This window comes from Roseateles sp. DB2 (genome assembly GCF_051857535.1).
Classification (GTDB): Bacteria; Pseudomonadota; Gammaproteobacteria; order Burkholderiales; family Burkholderiaceae_C; genus Roseateles_B.
The window spans coordinates 48,703-67,712 of sequence record NZ_JBPZGY010000016.1 but is presented as its reverse complement, the minus strand read 5'-3'; the positions used below and the strand labels follow the sequence as shown (position 1 = coordinate 67,712).

The window sequence follows — 19,010 nt, the reverse complement described above, 5'->3', positions numbered from 1 at the left end:
CCGCAAGCCTTCGAATTTTATAATCGCGCCATGTCGGTCTTTGCCCTCGGCCTGAATCACGAATCCGCGCCTCTGGATCTGCGCGGCCGGTTCGCCCTTTCGGCCGAACAGTTGGCGCCCGCCCTGCTGGGTCTTCGCGAGCAGTTGAAGCAGCGCACCCGCATCGGCGCCGAGGCGGCCATGCTGTCCACCTGCAACCGCACCGAGCTCTACGTGGCGGGCGGCAAGGAGTTGGTGCAGCCCACGGTCGAGTGGCTGGCCGAGGTCGGCGGCGTCGCCTCCAACGCACTGCTCAACCATGCCTACGTCAAGGAAGGCAGCGCCGCCGCTCGCCACGCCTTCCGTGTGGCCAGCGGCCTGGACTCCATGGTGCTGGGCGAGCCTCAGATCCTGGGCCAGATGAAGCAGGCCGTGCGCGAGGCCGATGAAGCCGGCACCCTGGGCACCACCCTGCACCAGCTCTTCCAGCGCAGCTTCTCGGTGGCCAAGGAAGTGCGCAGCTCCACCGAAATCGGCGCACATTCCATCAGCATGGCCGCCGCCGCCGTGCGCCTGGCCGGCCAGCTGTTCGAGGACCTGGCCCGCATCAACGTGCTGTTCGTGGGCGCGGGCGAGATGATCGAGTTGGTCGCCACGCACTTCGCGGCCCGCAATCCCAAGGGCATGGCCGTGGCCAATCGCACGCTGGAGCGCGGCGAGAAGCTGGCCGCCCACCTGGGCGCCGAGGCCCTGCGCCTGAGCGACCTGCCGCAGCGCCTGCATGAATTCGACGCCGTGATCTCCTGCACGGCCTCCAGCCTGCCCCTGATCGGCCTGGGCGCCGTGGAGAGCGCGCTGAAAAAGCGTCGCCACAAGCCCATGTTCATGGTCGACCTCGCCGTACCGCGCGACATCGAACAGGAAGTCGCCCAGCTCGACGACGTCTACCTCTACACCGTGGACGACCTCGCCCAGTTGGTGCAGTCCGCCGGCGAGAAGCGCCAGGCAGCCGTGCAGCAGGCCGAGGCCATCATCGAGACCGGCGTCCAGAGCTTTGTGCACTGGCTGGGCCAGCGCAACACCGTGCCCCTGATCCAGGCCTTGCATGCCCAGGCAGACGACTGGCGCAGCGCCGAGCTGCAGCGCGCCCGCAAGCTGCTGGCCCGGGGCGAGGACATCGAGGCCGTCCTCGAAGCCCTGTCCAAGGGCCTGACCCAGAAGATGCTTCACGGCACGCTTGCCGAGTTGCACGCCGCAGACGGCGAACACCGCGTGGCCCTGGCCCACACGGTCTCCCGCCTCTTCCTGCGCAAGAGCGCCAAGGACCCGGCCGAGCATTAGCGCTACGCTTCGCCTTGCTCGCCTGCCCAGCCCCCGCGGATGCGCGCGGCCTGGTTCTCTCTCCTTGTGAATGCTCCTCCATGAAAGACAGTCTGCGCCAGCAGTTCGAACGCCTGGGCCATCGACTGCATGAGCTCGATACCACGCTGGCCGACGGCAGCATCGCCGCCGACATGAAGCGCTACCGCGCACTGACGCGCGAGCAGGCTGAAGTCTCTGATCTTGTGTCCCGTTACCAGCGCTATCTGCAGCGAGAGCAGGACCTGGCAGCCGCCCGCGAACTGCTGGCCGACCCCGAAATGGCCGAGATGGCCCGGGAGGAGATTGCCGGCGCCGAGGCCGACATGACCCGCCTGCATGAAGAACTGCAGCTGGCTCTGCTGCCCAAGGACCCGGATGACGTCCGCCCCGCCTTTCTTGAAATCCGGGCCGGCGCTGGCGGCGACGAGAGTGCACTCTTCGCCGCCGACCTGGCCCGCATGTACCTGCGCTATGCCGAGTCCCAGGGCTGGCGCGCAGAGACGCTGTCGGCCAATGAATCGGACCTGGGCGGCTACAAGGAACTGGTGCTGCGCATTGAGGGCGAACAGGTCTATGGGCGACTCAAGTTCGAGTCTGGCGGCCATCGCGTGCAGCGTGTGCCTGCGACGGAATCGCAGGGCCGCATCCATACCAGCGCCTGCACGGTGGCCGTGATGCCCGAGCCTGACGAGGCCGAGGAGATCCAGCTCAACCCCGCCGAACTGCGCATCGACACCTTCCGCGCCAGCGGGGCCGGCGGCCAGCACGTCAACAAGACGGACTCCGCCATCCGCATCACTCACCTGCCCACCGGCCTGGTCGCCGAGTGCCAGGACGACCGCAGCCAGCACCGCAACAAAGCCAAGGCCCTGGCCGTGCTGGCCGCCCGGCTGCGCGACAAGGAGCGCAACGAGCGCGCAGCCAAGGAGGCCGCCACGCGCAAGAGCCTCATCGGCAGCGGCGACCGCAGCGATCGCATCCGCACCTACAACTTCCCGCAAGGCCGGCTGACCGACCACCGCATCAACCTGACGCTCTACAAGCTCGGCGCCATCATGGACGGCGACCTGGACGACGTCATCCGCGGCCTGCAGCAAGCCCAGGCCGCAGAACAGCTGGCCGCCCTGGAAGGCCGGGGATGAGCACCACCGTCCGAGAGCTTCAGCAGCGCGCCGCGCAAGCCGGGCTCTCCCGCCTGGAGACCCAACTGCTGCTGTGCGCACTGCTGGACAAGGACCGCAGCTGGCTGATCGCCCATGACGACGACGCCCTGCCCGCGAGCATCGGCGCGCGCTTCTCGGACTGGCTCCGTCAGCGGCTGGATGACGTCCCCCTCGCCTACCTTACCGGGCACAAGGAGTTCCATGGCCTGCGCTTGCAGGTAAGCCCCGCCACCCTGGTGCCGCGCCCAGACACCGAGGTGCTCGTGGACTGGGCACTGCGCTGGCTGGCTGATTGCGGCATCGATACCCCACGCGTGCTGGACCTGGGAACCGGCAGCGGCGCCATCGCACTGGCCGTGAAGAAGGGCCATCAGCAGGCCTGCGTGACGGCCACCGACTTCAGCGCCGACGCCCTGGATGTCGCAAGGGCCAACGCCAAGGATCTCGGGCTGGCGGTCCGATTCCTCCATGGCGCCTGGTGGCAGCCCGTGGGCGAGGAGTGCTTCGATCTGGTGCTAAGCAACCCGCCCTACATCGCCCCCGAGGACGAGCATCTGCCGGCCTTGAAGCATGAGCCCCTGAGCGCGCTGACTGCACCCGAGGCGGGCCTGGCGGACCTGAGGCAGATCGTCGGCGCAGCACCGGCCCATCTCAGGCCGGGCGGCCTGTTGCTCCTGGAGCACGGTTACGACCAGGAGCAAGCCGTGGCGGATCTGCTACGCAGTGCCGGATTGGCCTATCAAGGATGCCAACGCGATCTGGGTGGCCAGCCCAGGTGCAGCGGCGCCATGAGGCCCTGAAGCCGGGCCAGGCTTCCGTCAATGTCTGTAAAACCAGGTAATTGATCCTGCACAAAAATTCCCGCGCGGCGTAGCATGGTTCTCCGAGCGGCAATCTCCTGGCCCGCTCGGCTGCAAGGAGATGACCATGCGCAGCCTGCCTCCCCCTTCTGGATCCTGCTGGCCCCTGGCCATGGGCTGGCTGGTGGTGAGCACCCTGACCTTCAACGCCGCGGCTCAGGCCCAGGCACCCTCCCAGGGCATGAGCCATGCCAGCGTAGGGGAAGCGCCCGGCCTGCGCTGGCAGGCCCGCGTTCAGTTGAGTCAGGTGGATGGTGTGGACGGCAGCACGGGTCGCAGCTCGCGTTCGCTCAGTGCAGCCTTGCTTGGGGACTATTACCTCACACGTTCCGGCCTCGGTGAAGGCGTGCGTGGCGGCCTGCGGGCTACCGGCGGCCTCATGATGGGCCCACTGAGCATCACCCAGAGCGGTTCTGGCCTGACGCTGAGCCCTCAGTCCATGAGCCTGGGCCATTCGCTGGCGGTCGGCTTGCGTTCCGTGGGCTCCGCCAACGAACGGGGCGATCCCGGCAGCACCCTACCCTATATCGGCATCGGGTACAGCGGCATTTCGACGCGGGGCGGCTGGGGCTTCAGTGCCGACCTCGGCCTCGTCAACCGCAACGGCCTGCGCCTGGGCAACAGCCTGGGCTCCGTTGACGAGGCACTGCGGGACAACCGGCTGATGCCCCTGCTGCAGTTCGGTCTCAGCTACAGCTACTGAGCCTGCTGAACTGGGTCAGAGGGTCCGCTGCAGGCCGGGCGGCCACACGCCATACGCCCTTGCGCCGCTCCGGGCATGCGCTCTGCCCGATAATCACGCCAAGGCCGGAGGGCGCCGCCCTCAGCAGTGTTCGGCCACAGCTTCTCAGCAAGGAATCAAGCCATGAGCGACGTTCAGCAACGCATTGACGATCTGGTCAAGAACAACCGGATCGTTCTTTTCATGAAGGGCACTGCCCAGTTTCCCATGTGCGGTTTCTCGGGCCGCGCCGTCCAGATTCTCAAGGCCTGCGGCGTGACGGACCTCAAGACCTTCAACGTGCTGGAAGACGAGGAAGTGCGCCAGGGCATCAAGGAATATGCCAACTGGCCGACGATCCCGCAGCTCTACATCGGCGGTGAGTTCATCGGCGGCTCGGACATCATGATGGAGATGTACGAAAGCGGCGAGCTCCAACAGGCGGTAGGCGCCCAGTGAGTGCACTGCCTGCATCGCCGCAGCGTTTGATTGTGGGCATCAGCGGCGCCAGCGGCGCTGCCTATGGTCTGCAGCTTCTGCGTCGATGCCGGGAACTGGGCGTCCACACCCACCTCATCGCCACGCCGGCCGGATTGCTCAACGTGCACCACGAATTGGGACTGAGCCGCGATGCCCTGGAGGCCGAGGCCACCCAGGCCCATGCGCCCGGTGATGTCGGCGCCTGCGTGGCCAGCGGCAGCTTCGGTGCCACAGCGATGGTGGTCGCCCCCTGCTCCATGAAGAGCCTGGCCGCCATCGCCCACGGCTTTGGCGACAACCTCCTCACCCGCGCTGCCGACGTCACTCTCAAGGAGCGCCGCCGGCTGCTGCTGATGGTCCGCGAGACCCCCTTCAACCTGGCACACCTGCGCAACATGACCGCTGTGACGGAAATGGGGGGCATCATCTTCCCGCCGCTGCCAGCCTTCTACTTGAAGCCCCAGAGCGTGGACGCGCTGGTCGCAGAGGGCGTGGAGCGGGTGCTGGACCTCTGCGGCATCGCCGGTGCCCAGCCCCAGCGCTGGCAAGGCCTGCGTGAGGCTGGCTGAGCAGGCCGCCCCGGTACTGAAACTCAGCGCATGTGCGCAGGCGGCGCCCGAAAAGGGGCCGCACTCCGCCGTCCAGGAAACAAACCCCTCGGACCTCAGCGCTCCCCCGGCATCAGCCACTTGCGCCGGGCCGCCAGCACCGCATTCGGGTACTCGGGCCGCCCCCGACTGCCGTTGTAGCGCCCCAATGCCATGAAGAGATCGCCATTCTCGCGATCCAGGTAGTGGCGCATGATCACGCAGCCAAAGCGCAGATTGGTCTGCATGTGAAAGAGGCGCGAAGCCTGACCGTCGCCGATGAGGCGGGCCCAGAAGGGCATCACCTGCATGTAGCCCCGCGCACCGACCACGCTGATCGCGTATTTGCGAAATCCGCTCTCCACCTCGACCAGCCCCAGCACCAGGCTGGGCTCCAGGCCGGCGCGAGTGGCCTCATACCAGAGGGTCTCGAGGAACTCGATGCGTGTCTGAGCCTCCGTCTTGCGGGGGCGCAGGCGATCACTCATGGTGCCCAGCCAGCGCAGGTAGGCCAGACGGTCGTCGATCTTCTCAAAGTGAGGCCGTGGCGGTGCACTGTTGCGAATCGAGGCCGACAGCGCCGAGCGCACTGCATCCGCCAAGGGCTCCTCGACCTGGGCGCCCGCCCAGGCCTGGCGCAGGGGCAGAAGACTCAGCAGCGATGCAGCAAGAAGGCCGCGCCGGGCGCGGAATGCTGGCTGCATCGGCACCTCAGACCTTCAGGCGGGCCTGCAGATGCGCCACCACCTCGGTCAATGCCAGCTTGCTTGCCTCGGCATCACGACGCCCCTGGTACTCGACCTGGCCTTCCTTGAGACCGCGATCGGACAGCACCACGCGGTGCGGCACGCCAATCAGCTCCCAGTCAGCGAACATCGCGCCGGGGCGCTCACCGCGGTCGTCCAGCAACACATCGATGCCCAGCGCCTGCAGCTGTTCGTACAGCTGATGGGCGGCTGCCCGGACCTCTTCGCTGCGGTCCATGCCGATGGGGCAGATGGCGACAGTGAAGGGAGCAATGGAGTCGGGCCAGATGATGCCGCGCTCGTCGTGGTTCTGCTCGATGGCCGCACCCAGGATGCGGGTCACGCCAATGCCGTAGCAGCCCATCTCGAAGGGCTTGGGCTTGCCGGTCTCATCGAGGAAGGTGGCGTTCATGGCCGCCGAGTACTTGGTGCCCAGGTAGAACACATGGCCCACCTCGATGCCGCGTTGGATGGCCAACAGACCCTTGCCGTCGGGCGAGGGATCGCCGGCCACCACGTTGCGGATGTCGGCCACCAGATCGGGCTCGGGGAGATCGCGGCCCCAGTTGGCCCCGGTGAAGTGGTAATCAGCCTCGTTGGCCCCGCAGACGAAGTCGGCCATCTGCGCGACGGTGCGGTCAGCCACGATCTTCACCGCCTGCTTCAGGCCGATGGGGCCCAGGTAGCCGGGCTTGCAGCCGAAGTGGGACTCGATCTCGCCCACGGTGGCGAAGCGGAAGCCACCCTTGAGGCCATCGATCTTGCCGGCCTTGACTTCGTTGAGCTCATGATCGCCGCGCACCAGCAGCAGCCAGACCTGGGTCTTGACGATTTCGCCATGCTCGTTGAGTTCGTCGGTAGCCAGCACCAGGGACTTGACGGTCTGCGCCAGGGGCAGGTCCAGCAGCGCGGCGACGTCCTCGCAGGTGCTCTTGCCCGGCGTGGGCGTCTTGGTCAAGGCCTGGGCAGCAGCAGCACGGCTGTTCAGCAAGGGCAGGGCCTCGGCCAGCTCGATGTTGGCGGCGTAATCGCTGTCGGGACAGTAGACGATGGCGTCCTCGCCCGTCTCGGCGATGACTTGGAACTCGTGGGAGCGATCGCCACCGATGGCACCGGTGTCGGCCGCGACAGCGCGGTACTCCAGGCCCAGGCGGTCGAAGATCTTGCAGTAGGCCTGGAACATGTTCTCGTAGCTGCGGCCGGCGGCTTCCACGTCACGGTCGAAGGAGTAGGCATCCTTCATGGTGAACTCGCGGCCGCGCATCACGCCGAAGCGGGGGCGACGCTCGTCGCGGAACTTGGTCTGGATGTGATACAGGTTCTTGGGCAGCTGCTTGTAGGAGCGCAGCTCCTGGCGCGCGATGTCGGTCACCACCTCTTCGCTGGTGGGCTGGATGATGAAGTCGCGGCCGTGGCGATCCTTCACGCGCAGCAGCTCGGGCCCCATCTTGTCGAAGCGGCCCGTCTCCTGCCACAGCTCGGCGGGCTGCACCACCGGCATCAGCAACTCGACAGCGCCAGCGCGGTTCATTTCCTCGCGGACGATGCCTTCCACCTTGCGGATCACGCGCAGGCCCATGGGCATGTAGTTGTAGATGCCGGCGCCCAGGCGCTTGATCATGCCGGCTCGCATCATGAGCTTGTGGCTGACGACTTCGGCGTCGGCGGGGGCTTCCTTGAGCGTGGAGACGAAGAACTGAGAGGCTTTCATCGCGGAGACTGCAGGTAAGAACCGGCAGCGCGCCTTCCTGGCACCCACCTGACGGCAGATGCCCGGCTGGCGCGCCTGGGCTTGGGGTTAGCGAGGATCATGCAAGGGGCGAGGCCCGATGCAATAATCAATCCAACTAAAGATTTGAGGTTGATTATGCTCGACCGTGAAGGCTTCAGGCCCAACGTCGGCATCATCCTGCTCAACCACCGGAACGAAGTGTTCTGGGGCAAACGCATTCGGACGCACTCCTGGCAGTTCCCGCAAGGAGGCATCAAGCATGGCGAAACGCCCGAGCAGGCGATGTTCAGAGAGCTCCACGAGGAAGTGGGCTTGAGGTCCGAGCATGTGCGCATCATTGCGCGCACGCGTGACTGGCTGCGTTATGAAGTGCCCGAGCACTACATACGTCGCGATGCCCGTGGCCATTACCGCGGCCAGAAGCAGATCTGGTTTCTGCTGCAGCTGATGGGTCGCGACAGCGACATGAACCTGCGCGCCACCGACCACCCCGAGTTCGACGCCTGGCGCTGGAACGACTACTGGGTACCGCTGGAAGCCGTGATCGAGTTCAAGCGCGGCGTCTACCAGATGGCACTCACCGAGCTCGCACGCTTCCTGCCCCGCACCAGCCACCACAACCGCTACCTGCGCGCAGGCATGCGCCCCCAGCAGCACCGTCACGACCACGGGCCGGTGCGCGGCCCCTCCGCGAATGACGACAGTGCCGCAGAGCCTCCGCAAGGCCCGGGCAAGGACGCTGCCGAGCATTGACGCCACACCATGACAAAGGCCCGCCAAGCGGGCCTTTTTTCCTTGCCGGTTCTACTTGCGGGAGAAGCGTCGTCGGGATTTCAGCGCAGCACCAGATTGTCCCGATGGATCAGCTCCGGCTCGGCTGCATAGCCCAGCACGCCGCCGATTTCGAAGGAGGGCTTGCGGGCAATAAGCCTGGCTTCGGCGCTGGAGTAGTTGCACAGGCCTCGCCCCAGCTCGGCTCCTGCTGGATCACGCACCGCGATCACATCGCCGCGATGGAACTCGCCCAGCACCTCGATCACGCCAATAGGCAGCAGGCTCTTGCCTTCCTCCCGAAGCTTCAGTGCCGCACCCGCATCGACGACGACGGCGCCCCGCATCTGCAGATGGTCCAGCATCCATTGTTTGCGTGCCGCCTGCTTGGCCGTGCTGGCCAGCAAGGCAGTTCCGATGGACTCTCCAGCGGCCAGGCGCAGTAGCACGTCCGGCTCGCGGCCCCAGGCGATGACGGTGCTGGCACCGCTCCCCGCCGCGCGCTTGGCAGCCAGGATCTTGGTGATCATGCCACCCCGGCCGATGCTGGAACCCGCGCCGCCAGCCATGGCCTCCAGTTCCGGCGTGCCGGCGATGGCCTCATCGATGAAGCGCGCGTCCGGATCCTTGCGAGGATCGGCGGAATACAAGCCTTTCTGGTCGGTCAGGATGACCAGGGCATCGGCCTCCACCAGGTTCGCAACCAGGGCACCGAGGGTATCGTTGTCCCCGAACTTGATTTCGTCGTTGACGACGGTGTCGTTCTCGTTGATCACGGGCAGCACGCGGTGCTGCAGCAGCGTGAGCAGCGTGGAGCGCGCATTCAGATAGCGCTCGCGGTCGGCCAGGTCAGCGTGCGTCAGCAGCACCTGTGCGCTGCCCAGCCCCTGCTCGCGCAGCTTGCTTTCATACATCTGGGCCAGGCCCATCTGCCCCACCGCAGCGGCCGCCTGCAGCTCATGAACCTCCTTGGGTCGAGAGGACCAGCCCAGGCGCTTCATGCCTTCGGCGATAGCGCCGCTGGACACCATCACCACCTCGCGTCCCTGCTGGGTCAGCGCGGCCAACTGGCGGCACCAGTTGCCAATGGCCTCGGCGTCCACACCCCGGCCTTCGTTGGTCACCAGGCTGGAGCCCACCTTGACGACAATGCGTCGCGCGTCTCGCAGCACGCCACTCATGAGGTACTCGCCTCGCCGCCCTCACCCTCCGACGACGTGAAGCGCACATCCGGCTCCACATGGTGCTTCTGCTCGGCAGCCACATGATCGTAGATAGCATGGATCAGCGGCTGGCAGCCCTCGCGCGTCAGGGCGGAGATCTCAAAGACCGGCCCCTTCCACTTGTAGCGCTTGACGAAGTCCTTGACCCGCTTGGAGCGCTCTTCCTCCGGGACCATGTCCAGCTTGTTGAGCACCAGCCAGCGCGGCTTCTCGTACAGCGCAGCGTCGTACTTCTTCAGCTCGGCCACGATGGCCTTGGCCTCGGCCACGGGATCGACCTCGGGATCGAAAGGGGCAAGGTCCACCACATGCAGCAGCAGGCGGGTGCGCTGCAGATGCCGCAGGAACTGATGACCCAGTCCGGCGCCTTCGGCAGCACCCTCGATCAGGCCGGGAATGTCGGCCACCACAAAGCTCTTCTCAGGCGCGACGCGCACTACGCCAAGGTTAGGGTGCAACGTCGTGAAGGGGTAGTCAGCGATCTTGGGACGGGCATTCGAGACCGCCGTGATCAGCGTGGACTTGCCCGCATTGGGCTGCCCCAGCAGGCCGACATCGGCCAGCACGCGCAACTCCAGCTTCAGCTTCTTGGCCTCGCCAGGCCATCCGGGCGTCTTCTGGCGCGGAGCGCGGTTGGTACTGCTCTTGAAGTGAAGATTGCCGAATCCGCCGTCGCCCCCCTTGGCGATCATGATCTTCTCGCCCGGCTCCAGGAGCTCGGCGATGACGGCGCCGGTTTCTACGTCAGTGATGATGGTGCCCACCGGCATGCGCAGCACGATGTCGTCCGCGGCCGCACCGTATTGGTCTGAGCCGCGTCCGGCCTCGCCATTGCGGGCCTCGTGGCGGCGCGCGTAGCGGTAGTCGATCAGGGTATTCAGGTTGAGGTCACCGACAGCAAACACACTGCCGCCACGACCGCCATCGCCGCCATCCGGGCCGCCGAAGGGAATGAATTTTTCGCGGCGAAAGCTGGCACAGCCGGCACCACCATTGCCGGCCACAACATCGATGGTGGCTTCGTCTACGAACTTCATGTCTTGCTTCTCGGGCTCGTGGAAGGAGCCATGGTAAGGCAGGCCCACAACTGGGGCCTCACCTGGGTTGCAGCCGAAAAAACAAAGCCCCGGGCATGCCGGGGCTCAGTCTGAACGGTGTGGCCGGCTGCTGCCACCGCACCGCTTCGGTCAGGTCAGAAGACTCAGACCGGCGTCACGACCACGGTCGAGCGGTTGTTCTCGCCCTTGGTGGTGAAGGACACGGTGCCGTCGATCAGCGCGAACAGCGTGTGGTCCTTGCCCATGCCGACGTTGGAGCCAGCGTGGAACTTGGTACCGCGCTGACGCACGATGATGGAACCAGCCGAGATGGCCTGGCCGCCGTACACCTTCACGCCCAGCATCTTCGGTTTGGAATCGCGGCCGTTACGAGTCGAGCCGCCGCCCTTTTTCTGTGCCATGGATTACTCCTTGAACTGTTGCGAGAGCGAGGATCAGCCGTTGACCGCGCTGATTTCCAGCTCGGTGTAGGTCTGGCGATGGCCTTGGCTCTTCTTGTAGTGCTTGCGACGACGCAGCTTGAAGATGCGCACCTTGTCGTGCTTGCCCTGAGCCACCACAGTGGCCTTGACGCTCGCGCCAGCAACCAAGGGAGTGCCGATCTTCAGTTCGGCGCCGTTACCCACGGCGAGAACTTGATCGATCACGATCTCTTGGCCAACTTCCGCAGCAATCTGTTCTACCTTGATCTTTTCGCCAGCAGCAACCTTGTATTGCTTGCCACCGGTTTTTATGACCGCGTACATATCAGCCCTTTCAATGAAACTACCTGCCGCTTGCATCGCGCATCCTGTATCGAGGCTCCGCCACAGCGAAGCACTCCGGCAGCACTCTGGCATTAGAACGAAGCCACGCCAGACTACCGAACAAGACCGCCGCACAAGGCTGCAGGCCTAAGCCTCCGCACGCAATGCGCGCAGAGCCGGCGACTATAACATGATCGCTTACCCGGATTCAAGCGCCCCCGCATCGCCGTGGGAAGCCACCGACGCCCGCGAGCCCGCCTCCCCACAAGGCCGACACCCCCGGCTGCGCTTCCTATAATCCCAGCTTCGCCCAATAGTGAGCCCAGAGTGCACGCCCTGTCTGCCTCGTCCCCCCTTCGAGAGGTTCTTGCCGCGCTGGACGCGGACATGCGCGAGGTGGATGCCGTCATCGCCCGACGCCTGACCTCCGATGTCGCCCTCGTCAATCAGATCGCCGGCTATATCGTCCACGCTGGCGGCAAGCGCATGCGCCCCAAGCTCGTCCTGCTGTTCGCGAACGCCCTGGGCTTCGAAGGGCCGGAGCGCTTCGAGCTGGCCGCCGTGGTGGAATTCATCCACACAGCCACATTGCTGCACGATGACGTCGTCGACGAATCCTCCTTGCGCCGCGGCAAGCAGACCGCCAACGCCCTGTTCGGCAACGCCGCCAGCGTCCTGGTGGGCGATTTCCTTTATTCGCGCGCCTTCCAGATGATGGTGTCGACCAACCGGATGCGCGTACTGGACGTACTGGCCGAGGCCACCAACATCATTGCCGAGGGCGAGGTCCTGCAGTTGATGAACATGCATGACCCCGACATTTCCGTCGAGGACTATCTGCGCGTCATCCGCTACAAGACAGCAAAGCTGTTTGAGGCCAGCGCCCGCCTGGGTGCCGTGCTGGCAGACGCCAGCCCCGAACTCGAAGACGCCTGCGCCGCCTACGGTCGCGCGCTGGGCACCGCCTTCCAATTGATCGACGATGTACTGGACTACGAAGGCGACACCCAGTCGCTGGGAAAGAACGTGGGAGACGACCTGCGCGAAGGCAAACCCACCCTGCCCCTGCTGGTGGCCATGGAGCGGGGCAGCGCCGATCAACGCGAGCTGATCCGCCACGCCATCCAGCACGGCGAGGTCGAGCGCCTGCCAGACATCATCGACATTGTGCGCAGTACCGGAGCCCTGGAGGCCACGCGCGAAGCCGCCCGCCAGGAGGCTGAACATGCCCGTGAAAAACTTTCGCTGCTACCTCTTAACAAGTGGCAAGAAGCTCTGCTAGAATTCGCGTTTCTGTCGGTGAACAGATCCAACTGAATCGCAGTACGATCTCACAATCGCAACTGAGTCACAACCGGAACTGAGCCACGCCCCAGTCAGCATCTGAACAGGGCAGGCAAAGCAAACGAGCTTGTGGGTGGTTGTTGAATGCGGATCGCCTGGGAGCAGCCAGGGCACCGAGGGACAAGACACATCGGGGTGTAGCTTAGCCTGGTAGAGCGCTACGTTCGGGACGTAGAGGCCGGAGGTTCGAATCCTCTCACCCCGACCAGATTTTTTGACTTGATCACTGAGCTGGGCCGCAAGGTTCTTCCATGCAGCAAAGTCAGCTCAAGCATCAGACGACATCAAACGGCGCCTTCGGGCGCCGTTTTCGTTTGGACTCACGAGACACAACTGGTCGCAAATCTGCAGCCAATGTGGTGTGATTACAAGGAATTCCCGGGCTTTCCAGTGCCGCAGAGGGTCCGGGCTCGGTTTACAGTGCCAGAGGCAGCCCTTGTGCCTGCATGCCCATGCATGCAGGCACTCGCAAGGCCACCGCTGATATTCGTTGGGAAGCTCACCGCTCGTCATGCAAGCCGATTCAACGCTGGTCGATCCATCATCCATGCTGTCCGGGGTTGCGCGCGTGCTCGTGCATGCCGGTAAGCTGCCCGCCAAGCAGGCCGAGGACCTCGTGCGCCAGGCGCGCGAAAAGAAGATCAGCTTTGTCAATGCACTCATTGGCGCGAACCTGATCTCGCCCGGTGATCTTGCCCACACACTCTCCAGTGCGCTGGCGGTCCCTCTGCTGGACCTCAACGCGTTGGATGCGCAGCGGCTTCCTCACAACATCATCGACAGCAAGCTCGCACAGCAGTACCAGGTGATTGCGCTGGGGCGCCGCGGCAACCGCCTCTTCATCGGCGGGGCAGACCCGACGGAACCGGAGGTCGTCGAGCGCATCAAGTTCGCCACCCAGCTGTCGCCAGAGTGGGTAATCGTCGAGCACGACAAACTGCAGAAGCTGCTGCAGGGCACGACCACGAACGCGACAGAGGCCCTGGAGTCCATCGCCGGTGGCGACTTCGATTTCGACATCGCCGAGGAGGACGCCTCCCCGCAGGAAGAAACGCCGGAAATGGCGGACGTGGAAGACGCCCCGGTGGTGCGTTTTCTGCAGAAGATGCTGGTGGACGCCATCAACATGCGTGCGTCCGACCTTCACTTCGAGCCCTACGAATACAACTACCGGGTCCGCTTCCGCGTTGATGGCGAGCTGCGCGAGATCACTCAGCCGCCAGTGGCCATCAAGGACAAGCTGTCCTCCCGCATCAAGGTCATCTCGCGCCTGGACATCGCCGAGCGGCGCGTGCCCCAGGACGGACGGATGAAGCTGAAGTTCGGCTCCAAGTCCATCGATTTCCGCGTTTCGACCCTGCCGACCCTGTTCGGCGAGAAGATCGTGATCCGTATTCTGGATCCCTCCTCGGCCAAGCTGGGTATCGACGCCCTGGGCTATGAAAAGGCGGAGAAGGATCGGCTGATGGCCTGCATCCAGCGGCCCTACGGCATGATTCTGGTCACCGGGCCCACGGGCTCTGGCAAGACGGTGTCGCTGTATACCTGCCTCAACATCCTGAATCAGCCGGGCGTCAATATCTCCACCGTGGAGGACCCTGCGGAAATCAACCTGCCAGGCATCAACCAGGTCAATGTCAATGACAAGGCGGGCCTGACCTTCTCCGCGGCCCTGAAGTCCTTCCTGCGCCAGGATCCCGACGTGATCATGGTGGGCGAAATCCGTGACCTGGAAACGGCCGACATCGCCATCAAGGCCGCGCAGACGGGTCACATGGTGATGTCCACCCTGCACACCAATGACGCGCCGACCACGCTGACCCGCCTGATGAACATGGGTGTCGCGCCGTTCAACATCGCATCCAGCGTGCTACTGATCACGGCCCAGCGTCTGGCACGGCGTCTGTGCGAGAACTGCAAGGCCCCTGCAGAATACCCGCGCGAAGCCCTGCTGCGCGCCGGCTTCACCGACAACGACCTGGACGGCTCCTGGCGCCCCTACCGCGCCGTGGGCTGCTCCATGTGCAACAACGGCTACAAAGGCCGGGTCGGCCTGTACCAGGTCATGCCCATCACCGAGGCCATCCAGCGCATCATCCTCAGCCAGGGCACGGCCATAGACATCGCCGACCAGGCCCGCAAGGAAGGCGTGCGCGATTTGCGCCAGTCCGGCCTGGTGAAGGTCCGCGCCGGCGTCACCACGCTGGAGGAAGTCCTGGCAGCAACCAACGAATAGGCTTCAGGCCACTGACCCGACAGCAGTACCGCTGCCTGCAGCGGCGGCAACGACAACAGGGCCTCTGATGCCCGGGAGTGAATATGGCGACAAGCGCGACCACCACCAAGGGTGTGAACGAGCAGGTCTTCGAGTGGGAAGGCAAGGACCGCAATGGCAAGGTCGTGCGGGGCGAGATGCGCGCCGGCGGCGAAGCCATGGTGAGCGCGTCGCTGCGCCGCCAAGGCATCCTGGTCAGCAAGGTCAAGAAGCGCCGCTCCAGCGGTGGCAAGGCCATCAAGCAGAAGGACATTGCTGTCTTCACCCGCCAGCTCGCCACCATGATGCGCGCCGGCGTGCCCTTGCTGCAGTCCTTCGACATCGTCGGCCGCGGAGCCACCAATCCACGGTTGACCAAGCTGCTCAATGACATCCGCCAGGACGTCGAGACCGGCACCAGCCTGTCCGCGGCCTTCCGCAAGCATCCGCTGTACTTCGACGCTCTCTATTGCAATCTGGTCGAGGCGGGCGAAGCGGGCGGTATCCTTGAACAACTGCTGGATCGACTGGCCATCTACCAGGAAAAGACGGTGGCCATCAAGCAGAAGATCAAATCGGCACTGACCTACCCGATCGCCGTGCTGGTCGTGGCCTTCATCGTGCTGGCCGTCATCATGATCTTCGTGGTGCCCGCCTTCAAGGATGTGTTCTCCTCCTTCGGCGCACAACTGCCGGCGCCAACGATGTTCGTGATCACCCTCTCCGAGATCTTCGTGAGCTATTGGTGGCTGATCTTCGGCAGCATCGGCGGCGGCATCTATTTCTTCTTCCAGAGCTGGAAGCGCTCAGAGAAGATGCAGAAGACGATGGACCGGCTGCTCCTCAAGATCCCCGTGTTCGGCGACCTCATGTACAAGTCCGCCATGGCACGCTGGACGCGCACGCTGGCCACCATGTTCGCTGCAGGCGTGCCCCTGGTCGAGGCCCTAGATTCCGTGGGCGGGGCCTCTGGCAACATCGTCTTTTCGGAGGCCACCGAGAAAATCCAGCGCGACGTCTCCACGGGTTCCGCACTCACTACCTCCATGCAGTCCACCGGCATCTTCCCGGTGATGGTGCTGCAGATGGCCGGCATCGGCGAGGAATCCGGCTCCCTGGACCACATGCTGGCCAAGGCGGCCGAGTTCTACGAAGAGGAAGTGGATGATGCCGTGAAGTCGCTGTCCAGCCTGATGGAACCCTTCGTCATCGTCATCCTGGGCACGCTGATCGGCGGCATCGTGGTGGCCATGTACCTGCCGATCTTCAAGCTTGGCCAGGTGGTCTGACGCATGCCCGGAATGATCGCTCCCGAATGGCAGTACCTGCTGAGTCCTTGGGCTCTGGGCCTGCTGGGACTGTGCATTGGCAGTTTCCTGAATGTGGTCGTGCTGCGCCTGCCGCGCATGATGGAAAGGGAATGGACGCAGGACGCCGCTGCCCACCTGGGTGATGCCGGCGTGCTGGAGCGCAGCACCGGTCTGCCCCCCACCAAAGCCGCCCCGCTGGCCGACCAGATCCAGAAGCTGGGTGAGTTGCTGGACAAGCAGCCCGCATTCAGCCTGGTCACGCCACGCTCGCGCTGCCCGAAATGCGCCCATCAGCTGGCCTGGCACGAGAACCTCCCCTTGCTGGGCTGGTTGCGCCTGCGTGGCCGCTGCGCGTCCTGCAAGACCCCCATCTCTGTTCGCTATCCGCTGATAGAAGCGCTGACGGGCGCCCTGTTCGCTGCCATCGCCTGGCGCTTCGGCCCCCAGTTCCAGACCCTGCTGTGGTGCGGCTTTGCCGCGGCCCTGGTGGCTCTCGCAGCAATCGACTGGGACACCACCCTGCTGCCGGACAGCATCAACCAACCGCTGCTGTGGGCCGGCCTTTGGGCTGCGCTGCTGGGCTGGACCCTGCCCCTGGACCAGGCCTTGATCGGGGCTCTGGCGGGCTATTTGAGCCTGTGGTCCGTCTACTGGCTGTTCAAGCTGCTGACTGGCAAGGAAGGCATGGGCTACGGCGACTTCAAGCTGCTGGCGGCCCTGGGGGCCTGGCTGGGCTGGCAGATGGTGCTGCCCATCGTGCTGGGCGCCTCTGTGATCGGCGCCATCGTGGGCATCGCCATGAAGCTCACCAGCAGCCTGCGCGAAGGCCGCTATGTCCCCTTCGGCCCATTCCTGGCTGGTGGCGGGTTGGCCGTGCTGCTGATCGGCCCGACACGCCTGCTGAGCTGGTGGCTGGGCGGGCACTGAGCCACCGCATGGTGGTTTACGCATGCGCATCGGACTGACCGGCGGCATCGGCAGCGGCAAGAGCACAGTCGCGCGCTGCCTGGCCGAACTGGGCGCTGCGCTGATCGACACCGACGCCATTTCCCGCAGCCTGACCGCGGCCGGTGGCGCGGCGATGCCGGCCATCATCGCGGCCTTCGGCCCGGAGGCACAATCCCCGGACGGCGCCCTGGACCGCGCCTTCATGCGCGAATGGGCCTTTCGTGAGCCCGATGCGCGCAAACGCCTTGAAGGCATCCTGCATCCCATGATTGGCGCTGAGACTCGGCGCCTCGAACAGGCCGCCGCGGGCAGCCCCTGGATCGTCTTCGACGTGCCGCTGCTGGTGGAGTCGGGCCGCTGGCGCCAGCGTGTCGACCGCGTGCTGGTGGTGGACTGCGAGGTCCAGACCCAGATACAGCGTGTCATGGCCCGCAATGGCTGGCCATGCGAGGCCGTGCAGGCCGTGCTCGCGCAGCAGGCCACGCGGGCCCAGCGCCGAGCCGCAGCCGATGCCGTGATCTTCAACGAAGGCCTTGAGCTGGCCGCCCTGGCCCATGAGGTCCGCCAGTTGGCCGAGCAATGGCGCACCTGAGCCGAGCCACGCTCGCCAGGCCAGCACAAGCCCCTTTCGGCAGAGCGAGCTGCGGCGGGACCTGCCGGCTGTGAAACAATCCGGGCATCCGCCTGCAGGCAGCCAAGCCGTCCTGCGCGCCCACAACGCCAATTGCCCTGGGATGTCCGCCTTGGTCTTGTACGAATACCCGTTCAACGAAAGCATTCGAACAATGCTGCGGCTGGAGCATCTCTTTGATCGCCTCGGCCAGCTGATCGCCCGCGAGACGGCGCTGGACCATCACTTTGCCCTGGTCACCCTCTTCGAGATCATGGACGTGGCCTCACGGGCCGACCTCAAGTCCGACCTGCTCAAGGAACTGGAACGCCACAAGGCGCAGTTCAACAGCTACCGCGGCAATCCGGCGATTTCCGAGGCGGCGCTGGACCATGTGATCCAGCGCATTGACGCAGCCTTCAACAAGCTCAACGCCCTGTCCGGCAAGGCCGGCCATGCCCTCACCGGCAATGAATGGCTGATGAGCATCCGCAGCCGCATCAGCATTCCCGGCGGTACCTGCGAGTTCGACCTCCCCGCCTACTTCACCTGGCAGCAGTTCCTGCCCGTGCGCCGCCGCAATGACCTGATGCAGTGGACCCAGTCCCTGATGCCCCTGGCCGAAGCCCTGCAGGTGCTGCTGGGCCTGCTGCGCGACTCCGGTGCCCCGCACAAGGTCGCCGCCCAGGCCGGGCAGTACCAGCAGAGCCTGCCTCAGGGTCGCAGCTACCAGTTGCTGCGTATGCGCATAGATCCCAGCCTGGGCCTGATTCCCGAGATCAGCGGCCACCGTCTGATGGTGGCCATCCGCCTGATGCGTCAGGACGAGGAAGGCCGGCTCAAGCTGGCCTCCCAGGACGCCAGCTTCGAATTGACGCTTTGCGCCTGATCCCATGAGTGCCATGAAGAAGAACGCCCAGGGCGAACGCCTGGTGCCCTGCCCTCACTGCGGCGGCGATGCCGTCTTCGCGCCCAGCAACCGATATCGGCCCTTCTGCGGCGAGCGCTGCCGGGAGATGGATCTCGGCGCCTGGGCCAGCGAGTCTTTTCGCGTGGCTGCAGCGCCGCCCACCGACGACAACGAGCCGCTACCACACTGATTGATGGCTGCTGGCC

At 65.1% G+C, this 19,010-nt stretch carries 20 protein-coding genes and 1 tRNA gene; 15 read left to right on the top strand and 6 right to left on the bottom strand.

Going from position 1 to position 19,010, the window contains the following annotated elements:
- Nucleotides 1-30: 30 nt before the first annotated feature.
- From hemA to ACS5PK_RS19450, 6 genes are all read left to right on the top strand, one after another.
- Nucleotides 31-1,320 carry a glutamyl-tRNA reductase gene (hemA, locus tag ACS5PK_RS19475; protein WP_439441926.1) on the top strand — a complete coding sequence of 430 codons (1,290 nt, stop codon included), beginning with the start codon at nucleotides 31-33 and terminating at the stop codon, nucleotides 1,318-1,320.
- A gap of 80 nt (nucleotides 1,321-1,400) precedes the next feature.
- A complete protein-coding gene (prfA, locus tag ACS5PK_RS19470; protein ID WP_439441925.1) occupies nucleotides 1,401-2,483 on the top strand; it encodes a peptide chain release factor 1 in 1,083 nt (360 codons plus the stop codon).
- Nucleotides 2,480-3,304, top strand: a complete 825-nt coding sequence (gene prmC, locus ACS5PK_RS19465; RefSeq protein WP_439441924.1) for a peptide chain release factor N(5)-glutamine methyltransferase — start codon at nucleotides 2,480-2,482, stop codon at nucleotides 3,302-3,304. The genes prfA and prmC overlap by 4 nt, the downstream gene beginning before the upstream one ends.
- A 127-nt stretch (nucleotides 3,305-3,431) precedes the next feature.
- Nucleotides 3,432-4,067 (top strand): hypothetical protein, encoded by a 636-nt coding sequence (locus ACS5PK_RS19460; protein WP_439441923.1) that lies wholly within the window; start codon nucleotides 3,432-3,434, stop codon nucleotides 4,065-4,067.
- Nucleotides 4,068-4,229: 162 nt separating this feature from the next.
- Entirely contained in the window at nucleotides 4,230-4,544 is a 315-nt protein-coding gene (gene grxD / locus ACS5PK_RS19455; protein WP_439441922.1) for a Grx4 family monothiol glutaredoxin, read from the top strand.
- Entirely contained in the window at nucleotides 4,541-5,134 is a 594-nt protein-coding gene (locus ACS5PK_RS19450; RefSeq protein ID WP_439441921.1) for a UbiX family flavin prenyltransferase, read from the top strand. The genes grxD and ACS5PK_RS19450 overlap by 4 nt, the downstream gene beginning before the upstream one ends.
- 95 nt (nucleotides 5,135-5,229) lie before the next feature.
- On the opposite strand, the gene ACS5PK_RS19445 is transcribed toward ACS5PK_RS19450, so the two are convergent.
- Nucleotides 5,230-5,856: a lytic transglycosylase domain-containing protein gene (locus tag ACS5PK_RS19445; RefSeq protein ID WP_439441920.1), complete on the bottom strand. Its 627-nt coding sequence runs from the start codon at nucleotides 5,854-5,856 to the stop codon at nucleotides 5,230-5,232.
- Between the two features lie 7 nt (nucleotides 5,857-5,863).
- Nucleotides 5,864-7,609: a proline--tRNA ligase gene (locus ACS5PK_RS19440; protein ID WP_439441919.1), complete on the bottom strand. Its 1,746-nt coding sequence runs from the start codon at nucleotides 7,607-7,609 to the stop codon at nucleotides 5,864-5,866.
- Between the two features lie 156 nt (nucleotides 7,610-7,765).
- Between ACS5PK_RS19440 and ACS5PK_RS19435 the strand changes: the two genes are divergently transcribed.
- Nucleotides 7,766-8,383, top strand: coding sequence for an RNA pyrophosphohydrolase (locus ACS5PK_RS19435; RefSeq protein ID WP_439441918.1), 618 nt, complete (start codon nucleotides 7,766-7,768; stop codon nucleotides 8,381-8,383).
- An 80-nt stretch (nucleotides 8,384-8,463) separates the two neighbouring features.
- Here the strand turns inward: ACS5PK_RS19435 and proB are convergent, their stop codons facing one another.
- From proB to rplU, 4 genes are all read right to left on the bottom strand, one after another.
- Nucleotides 8,464-9,582, bottom strand: a complete 1,119-nt coding sequence (gene proB, locus ACS5PK_RS19430; RefSeq protein ID WP_439441917.1) for a glutamate 5-kinase — start codon at nucleotides 9,580-9,582, stop codon at nucleotides 8,464-8,466.
- Nucleotides 9,579-10,661, bottom strand: coding sequence for an Obg family GTPase CgtA (cgtA, locus tag ACS5PK_RS19425; RefSeq protein WP_439441916.1), 1,083 nt, complete (start codon nucleotides 10,659-10,661; stop codon nucleotides 9,579-9,581). Before cgtA ends, proB begins: the two co-directional genes overlap by 4 nt.
- Before the next feature lie 164 nt (nucleotides 10,662-10,825).
- A complete protein-coding gene (gene rpmA, locus ACS5PK_RS19420) occupies nucleotides 10,826-11,083 on the bottom strand; it encodes a 50S ribosomal protein L27 (RefSeq protein ID WP_439441915.1) in 258 nt (85 codons plus the stop codon).
- A gap of 33 nt (nucleotides 11,084-11,116) precedes the next feature.
- On the bottom strand, nucleotides 11,117-11,428 hold the full coding sequence (rplU, locus tag ACS5PK_RS19415) for a 50S ribosomal protein L21 (protein ID WP_183103740.1): 312 nt from the start codon (nucleotides 11,426-11,428) through the stop codon (nucleotides 11,117-11,119).
- A gap of 387 nt (nucleotides 11,429-11,815) precedes the next feature.
- On the opposite strand from rplU, the gene ACS5PK_RS19410 reads away from it, so the two are divergent.
- The 8 genes from ACS5PK_RS19410 to ACS5PK_RS19375 all read left to right on the top strand — a co-directional run bounded on the left by ACS5PK_RS19410 (nucleotide 11,816) and on the right by ACS5PK_RS19375 (nucleotide 18,994).
- Entirely contained in the window at nucleotides 11,816-12,745 is a 930-nt protein-coding gene (locus ACS5PK_RS19410) for a polyprenyl synthetase family protein (RefSeq protein ID WP_439441951.1), read from the top strand.
- Between the two features lie 158 nt (nucleotides 12,746-12,903).
- Nucleotides 12,904-12,980, top strand: a tRNA-Pro gene (locus ACS5PK_RS19405).
- Nucleotides 12,981-13,319: 339 nt separating this feature from the next.
- Nucleotides 13,320-15,008, top strand: a complete 1,689-nt coding sequence (gene pilB / locus ACS5PK_RS19400) for a type IV-A pilus assembly ATPase PilB (RefSeq protein ID WP_439441914.1) — start codon at nucleotides 13,320-13,322, stop codon at nucleotides 15,006-15,008.
- Between the two features lie 83 nt (nucleotides 15,009-15,091).
- The gene (locus ACS5PK_RS19395; protein WP_439441913.1) at nucleotides 15,092-16,315 is read left to right on the top strand and encodes a type II secretion system F family protein; all 1,224 of its coding nucleotides are present in this window, start codon (nucleotides 15,092-15,094) and stop codon (nucleotides 16,313-16,315) included.
- A gap of 12 nt (nucleotides 16,316-16,327) precedes the next feature.
- Nucleotides 16,328-17,263 (top strand): prepilin peptidase, encoded by a 936-nt coding sequence (locus tag ACS5PK_RS19390; RefSeq protein WP_439441912.1) that lies wholly within the window; start codon nucleotides 16,328-16,330, stop codon nucleotides 17,261-17,263.
- 22 nt (nucleotides 17,264-17,285) lie between these two features.
- A complete protein-coding gene (gene coaE, locus ACS5PK_RS19385; RefSeq protein WP_439441911.1) occupies nucleotides 17,286-17,876 on the top strand; it encodes a dephospho-CoA kinase in 591 nt (196 codons plus the stop codon).
- A gap of 151 nt (nucleotides 17,877-18,027) precedes the next feature.
- Complete coding sequence (gene zapD, locus ACS5PK_RS19380; protein WP_439441910.1) at nucleotides 18,028-18,783, top strand: cell division protein ZapD; 756 nt, start codon at nucleotides 18,028-18,030, stop codon at nucleotides 18,781-18,783.
- Between the two features lie 4 nt (nucleotides 18,784-18,787).
- The gene (locus ACS5PK_RS19375) at nucleotides 18,788-18,994 is read left to right on the top strand and encodes a DNA gyrase inhibitor YacG (protein WP_439441909.1); all 207 of its coding nucleotides are present in this window, start codon (nucleotides 18,788-18,790) and stop codon (nucleotides 18,992-18,994) included.
- Nucleotides 18,995-19,010: the final 16 nt, after the last annotated feature.

Excerpts from the sequence above, each read along its gene's own strand:
- hemA (WP_439441926.1), top strand. The coding sequence starts at position 31 with ATGTCGGTCTTTGCCCTCGGCCTGAATCACGAATCCGCGCCTCTGGAT.
- prfA (WP_439441925.1), top strand. The coding sequence starts at position 1,401 with ATGAAAGACAGTCTGCGCCAGCAGTTCGAACGCCTGGGCCATCGACTG.
- prmC (WP_439441924.1), top strand. The coding sequence starts at position 2,480 with ATGAGCACCACCGTCCGAGAGCTTCAGCAGCGCGCCGCGCAAGCCGGG.
- ACS5PK_RS19460 (WP_439441923.1), top strand. The coding sequence starts at position 3,432 with ATGCGCAGCCTGCCTCCCCCTTCTGGATCCTGCTGGCCCCTGGCCATG.
- grxD (WP_439441922.1), top strand. The coding sequence starts at position 4,230 with ATGAGCGACGTTCAGCAACGCATTGACGATCTGGTCAAGAACAACCGG.
- ACS5PK_RS19445 (WP_439441920.1), bottom strand. The coding sequence starts at position 5,856 with ATGCAGCCAGCATTCCGCGCCCGGCGCGGCCTTCTTGCTGCATCGCTG.
- ACS5PK_RS19440 (WP_439441919.1), bottom strand. The coding sequence starts at position 7,609 with ATGAAAGCCTCTCAGTTCTTCGTCTCCACGCTCAAGGAAGCCCCCGCC.
- ACS5PK_RS19435 (WP_439441918.1), top strand. The coding sequence starts at position 7,766 with ATGCTCGACCGTGAAGGCTTCAGGCCCAACGTCGGCATCATCCTGCTC.
- proB (WP_439441917.1), bottom strand. The coding sequence starts at position 9,582 with ATGAGTGGCGTGCTGCGAGACGCGCGACGCATTGTCGTCAAGGTGGGC.
- cgtA (WP_439441916.1), bottom strand. The coding sequence starts at position 10,661 with ATGAAGTTCGTAGACGAAGCCACCATCGATGTTGTGGCCGGCAATGGT.
- rpmA (WP_439441915.1), bottom strand. The coding sequence starts at position 11,083 with ATGGCACAGAAAAAGGGCGGCGGCTCGACTCGTAACGGCCGCGATTCC.
- rplU (WP_183103740.1), bottom strand. The coding sequence starts at position 11,428 with ATGTACGCGGTCATAAAAACCGGTGGCAAGCAATACAAGGTTGCTGCT.
- ACS5PK_RS19410 (WP_439441951.1), top strand. The coding sequence starts at position 11,816 with ATGCGCGAGGTGGATGCCGTCATCGCCCGACGCCTGACCTCCGATGTC.
- pilB (WP_439441914.1), top strand. The coding sequence starts at position 13,320 with ATGCTGTCCGGGGTTGCGCGCGTGCTCGTGCATGCCGGTAAGCTGCCC.
- ACS5PK_RS19395 (WP_439441913.1), top strand. The coding sequence starts at position 15,092 with ATGGCGACAAGCGCGACCACCACCAAGGGTGTGAACGAGCAGGTCTTC.
- ACS5PK_RS19390 (WP_439441912.1), top strand. The coding sequence starts at position 16,328 with ATGATCGCTCCCGAATGGCAGTACCTGCTGAGTCCTTGGGCTCTGGGC.
- coaE (WP_439441911.1), top strand. The coding sequence starts at position 17,286 with ATGCGCATCGGACTGACCGGCGGCATCGGCAGCGGCAAGAGCACAGTC.
- ACS5PK_RS19375 (WP_439441909.1), top strand. The coding sequence starts at position 18,788 with ATGAGTGCCATGAAGAAGAACGCCCAGGGCGAACGCCTGGTGCCCTGC.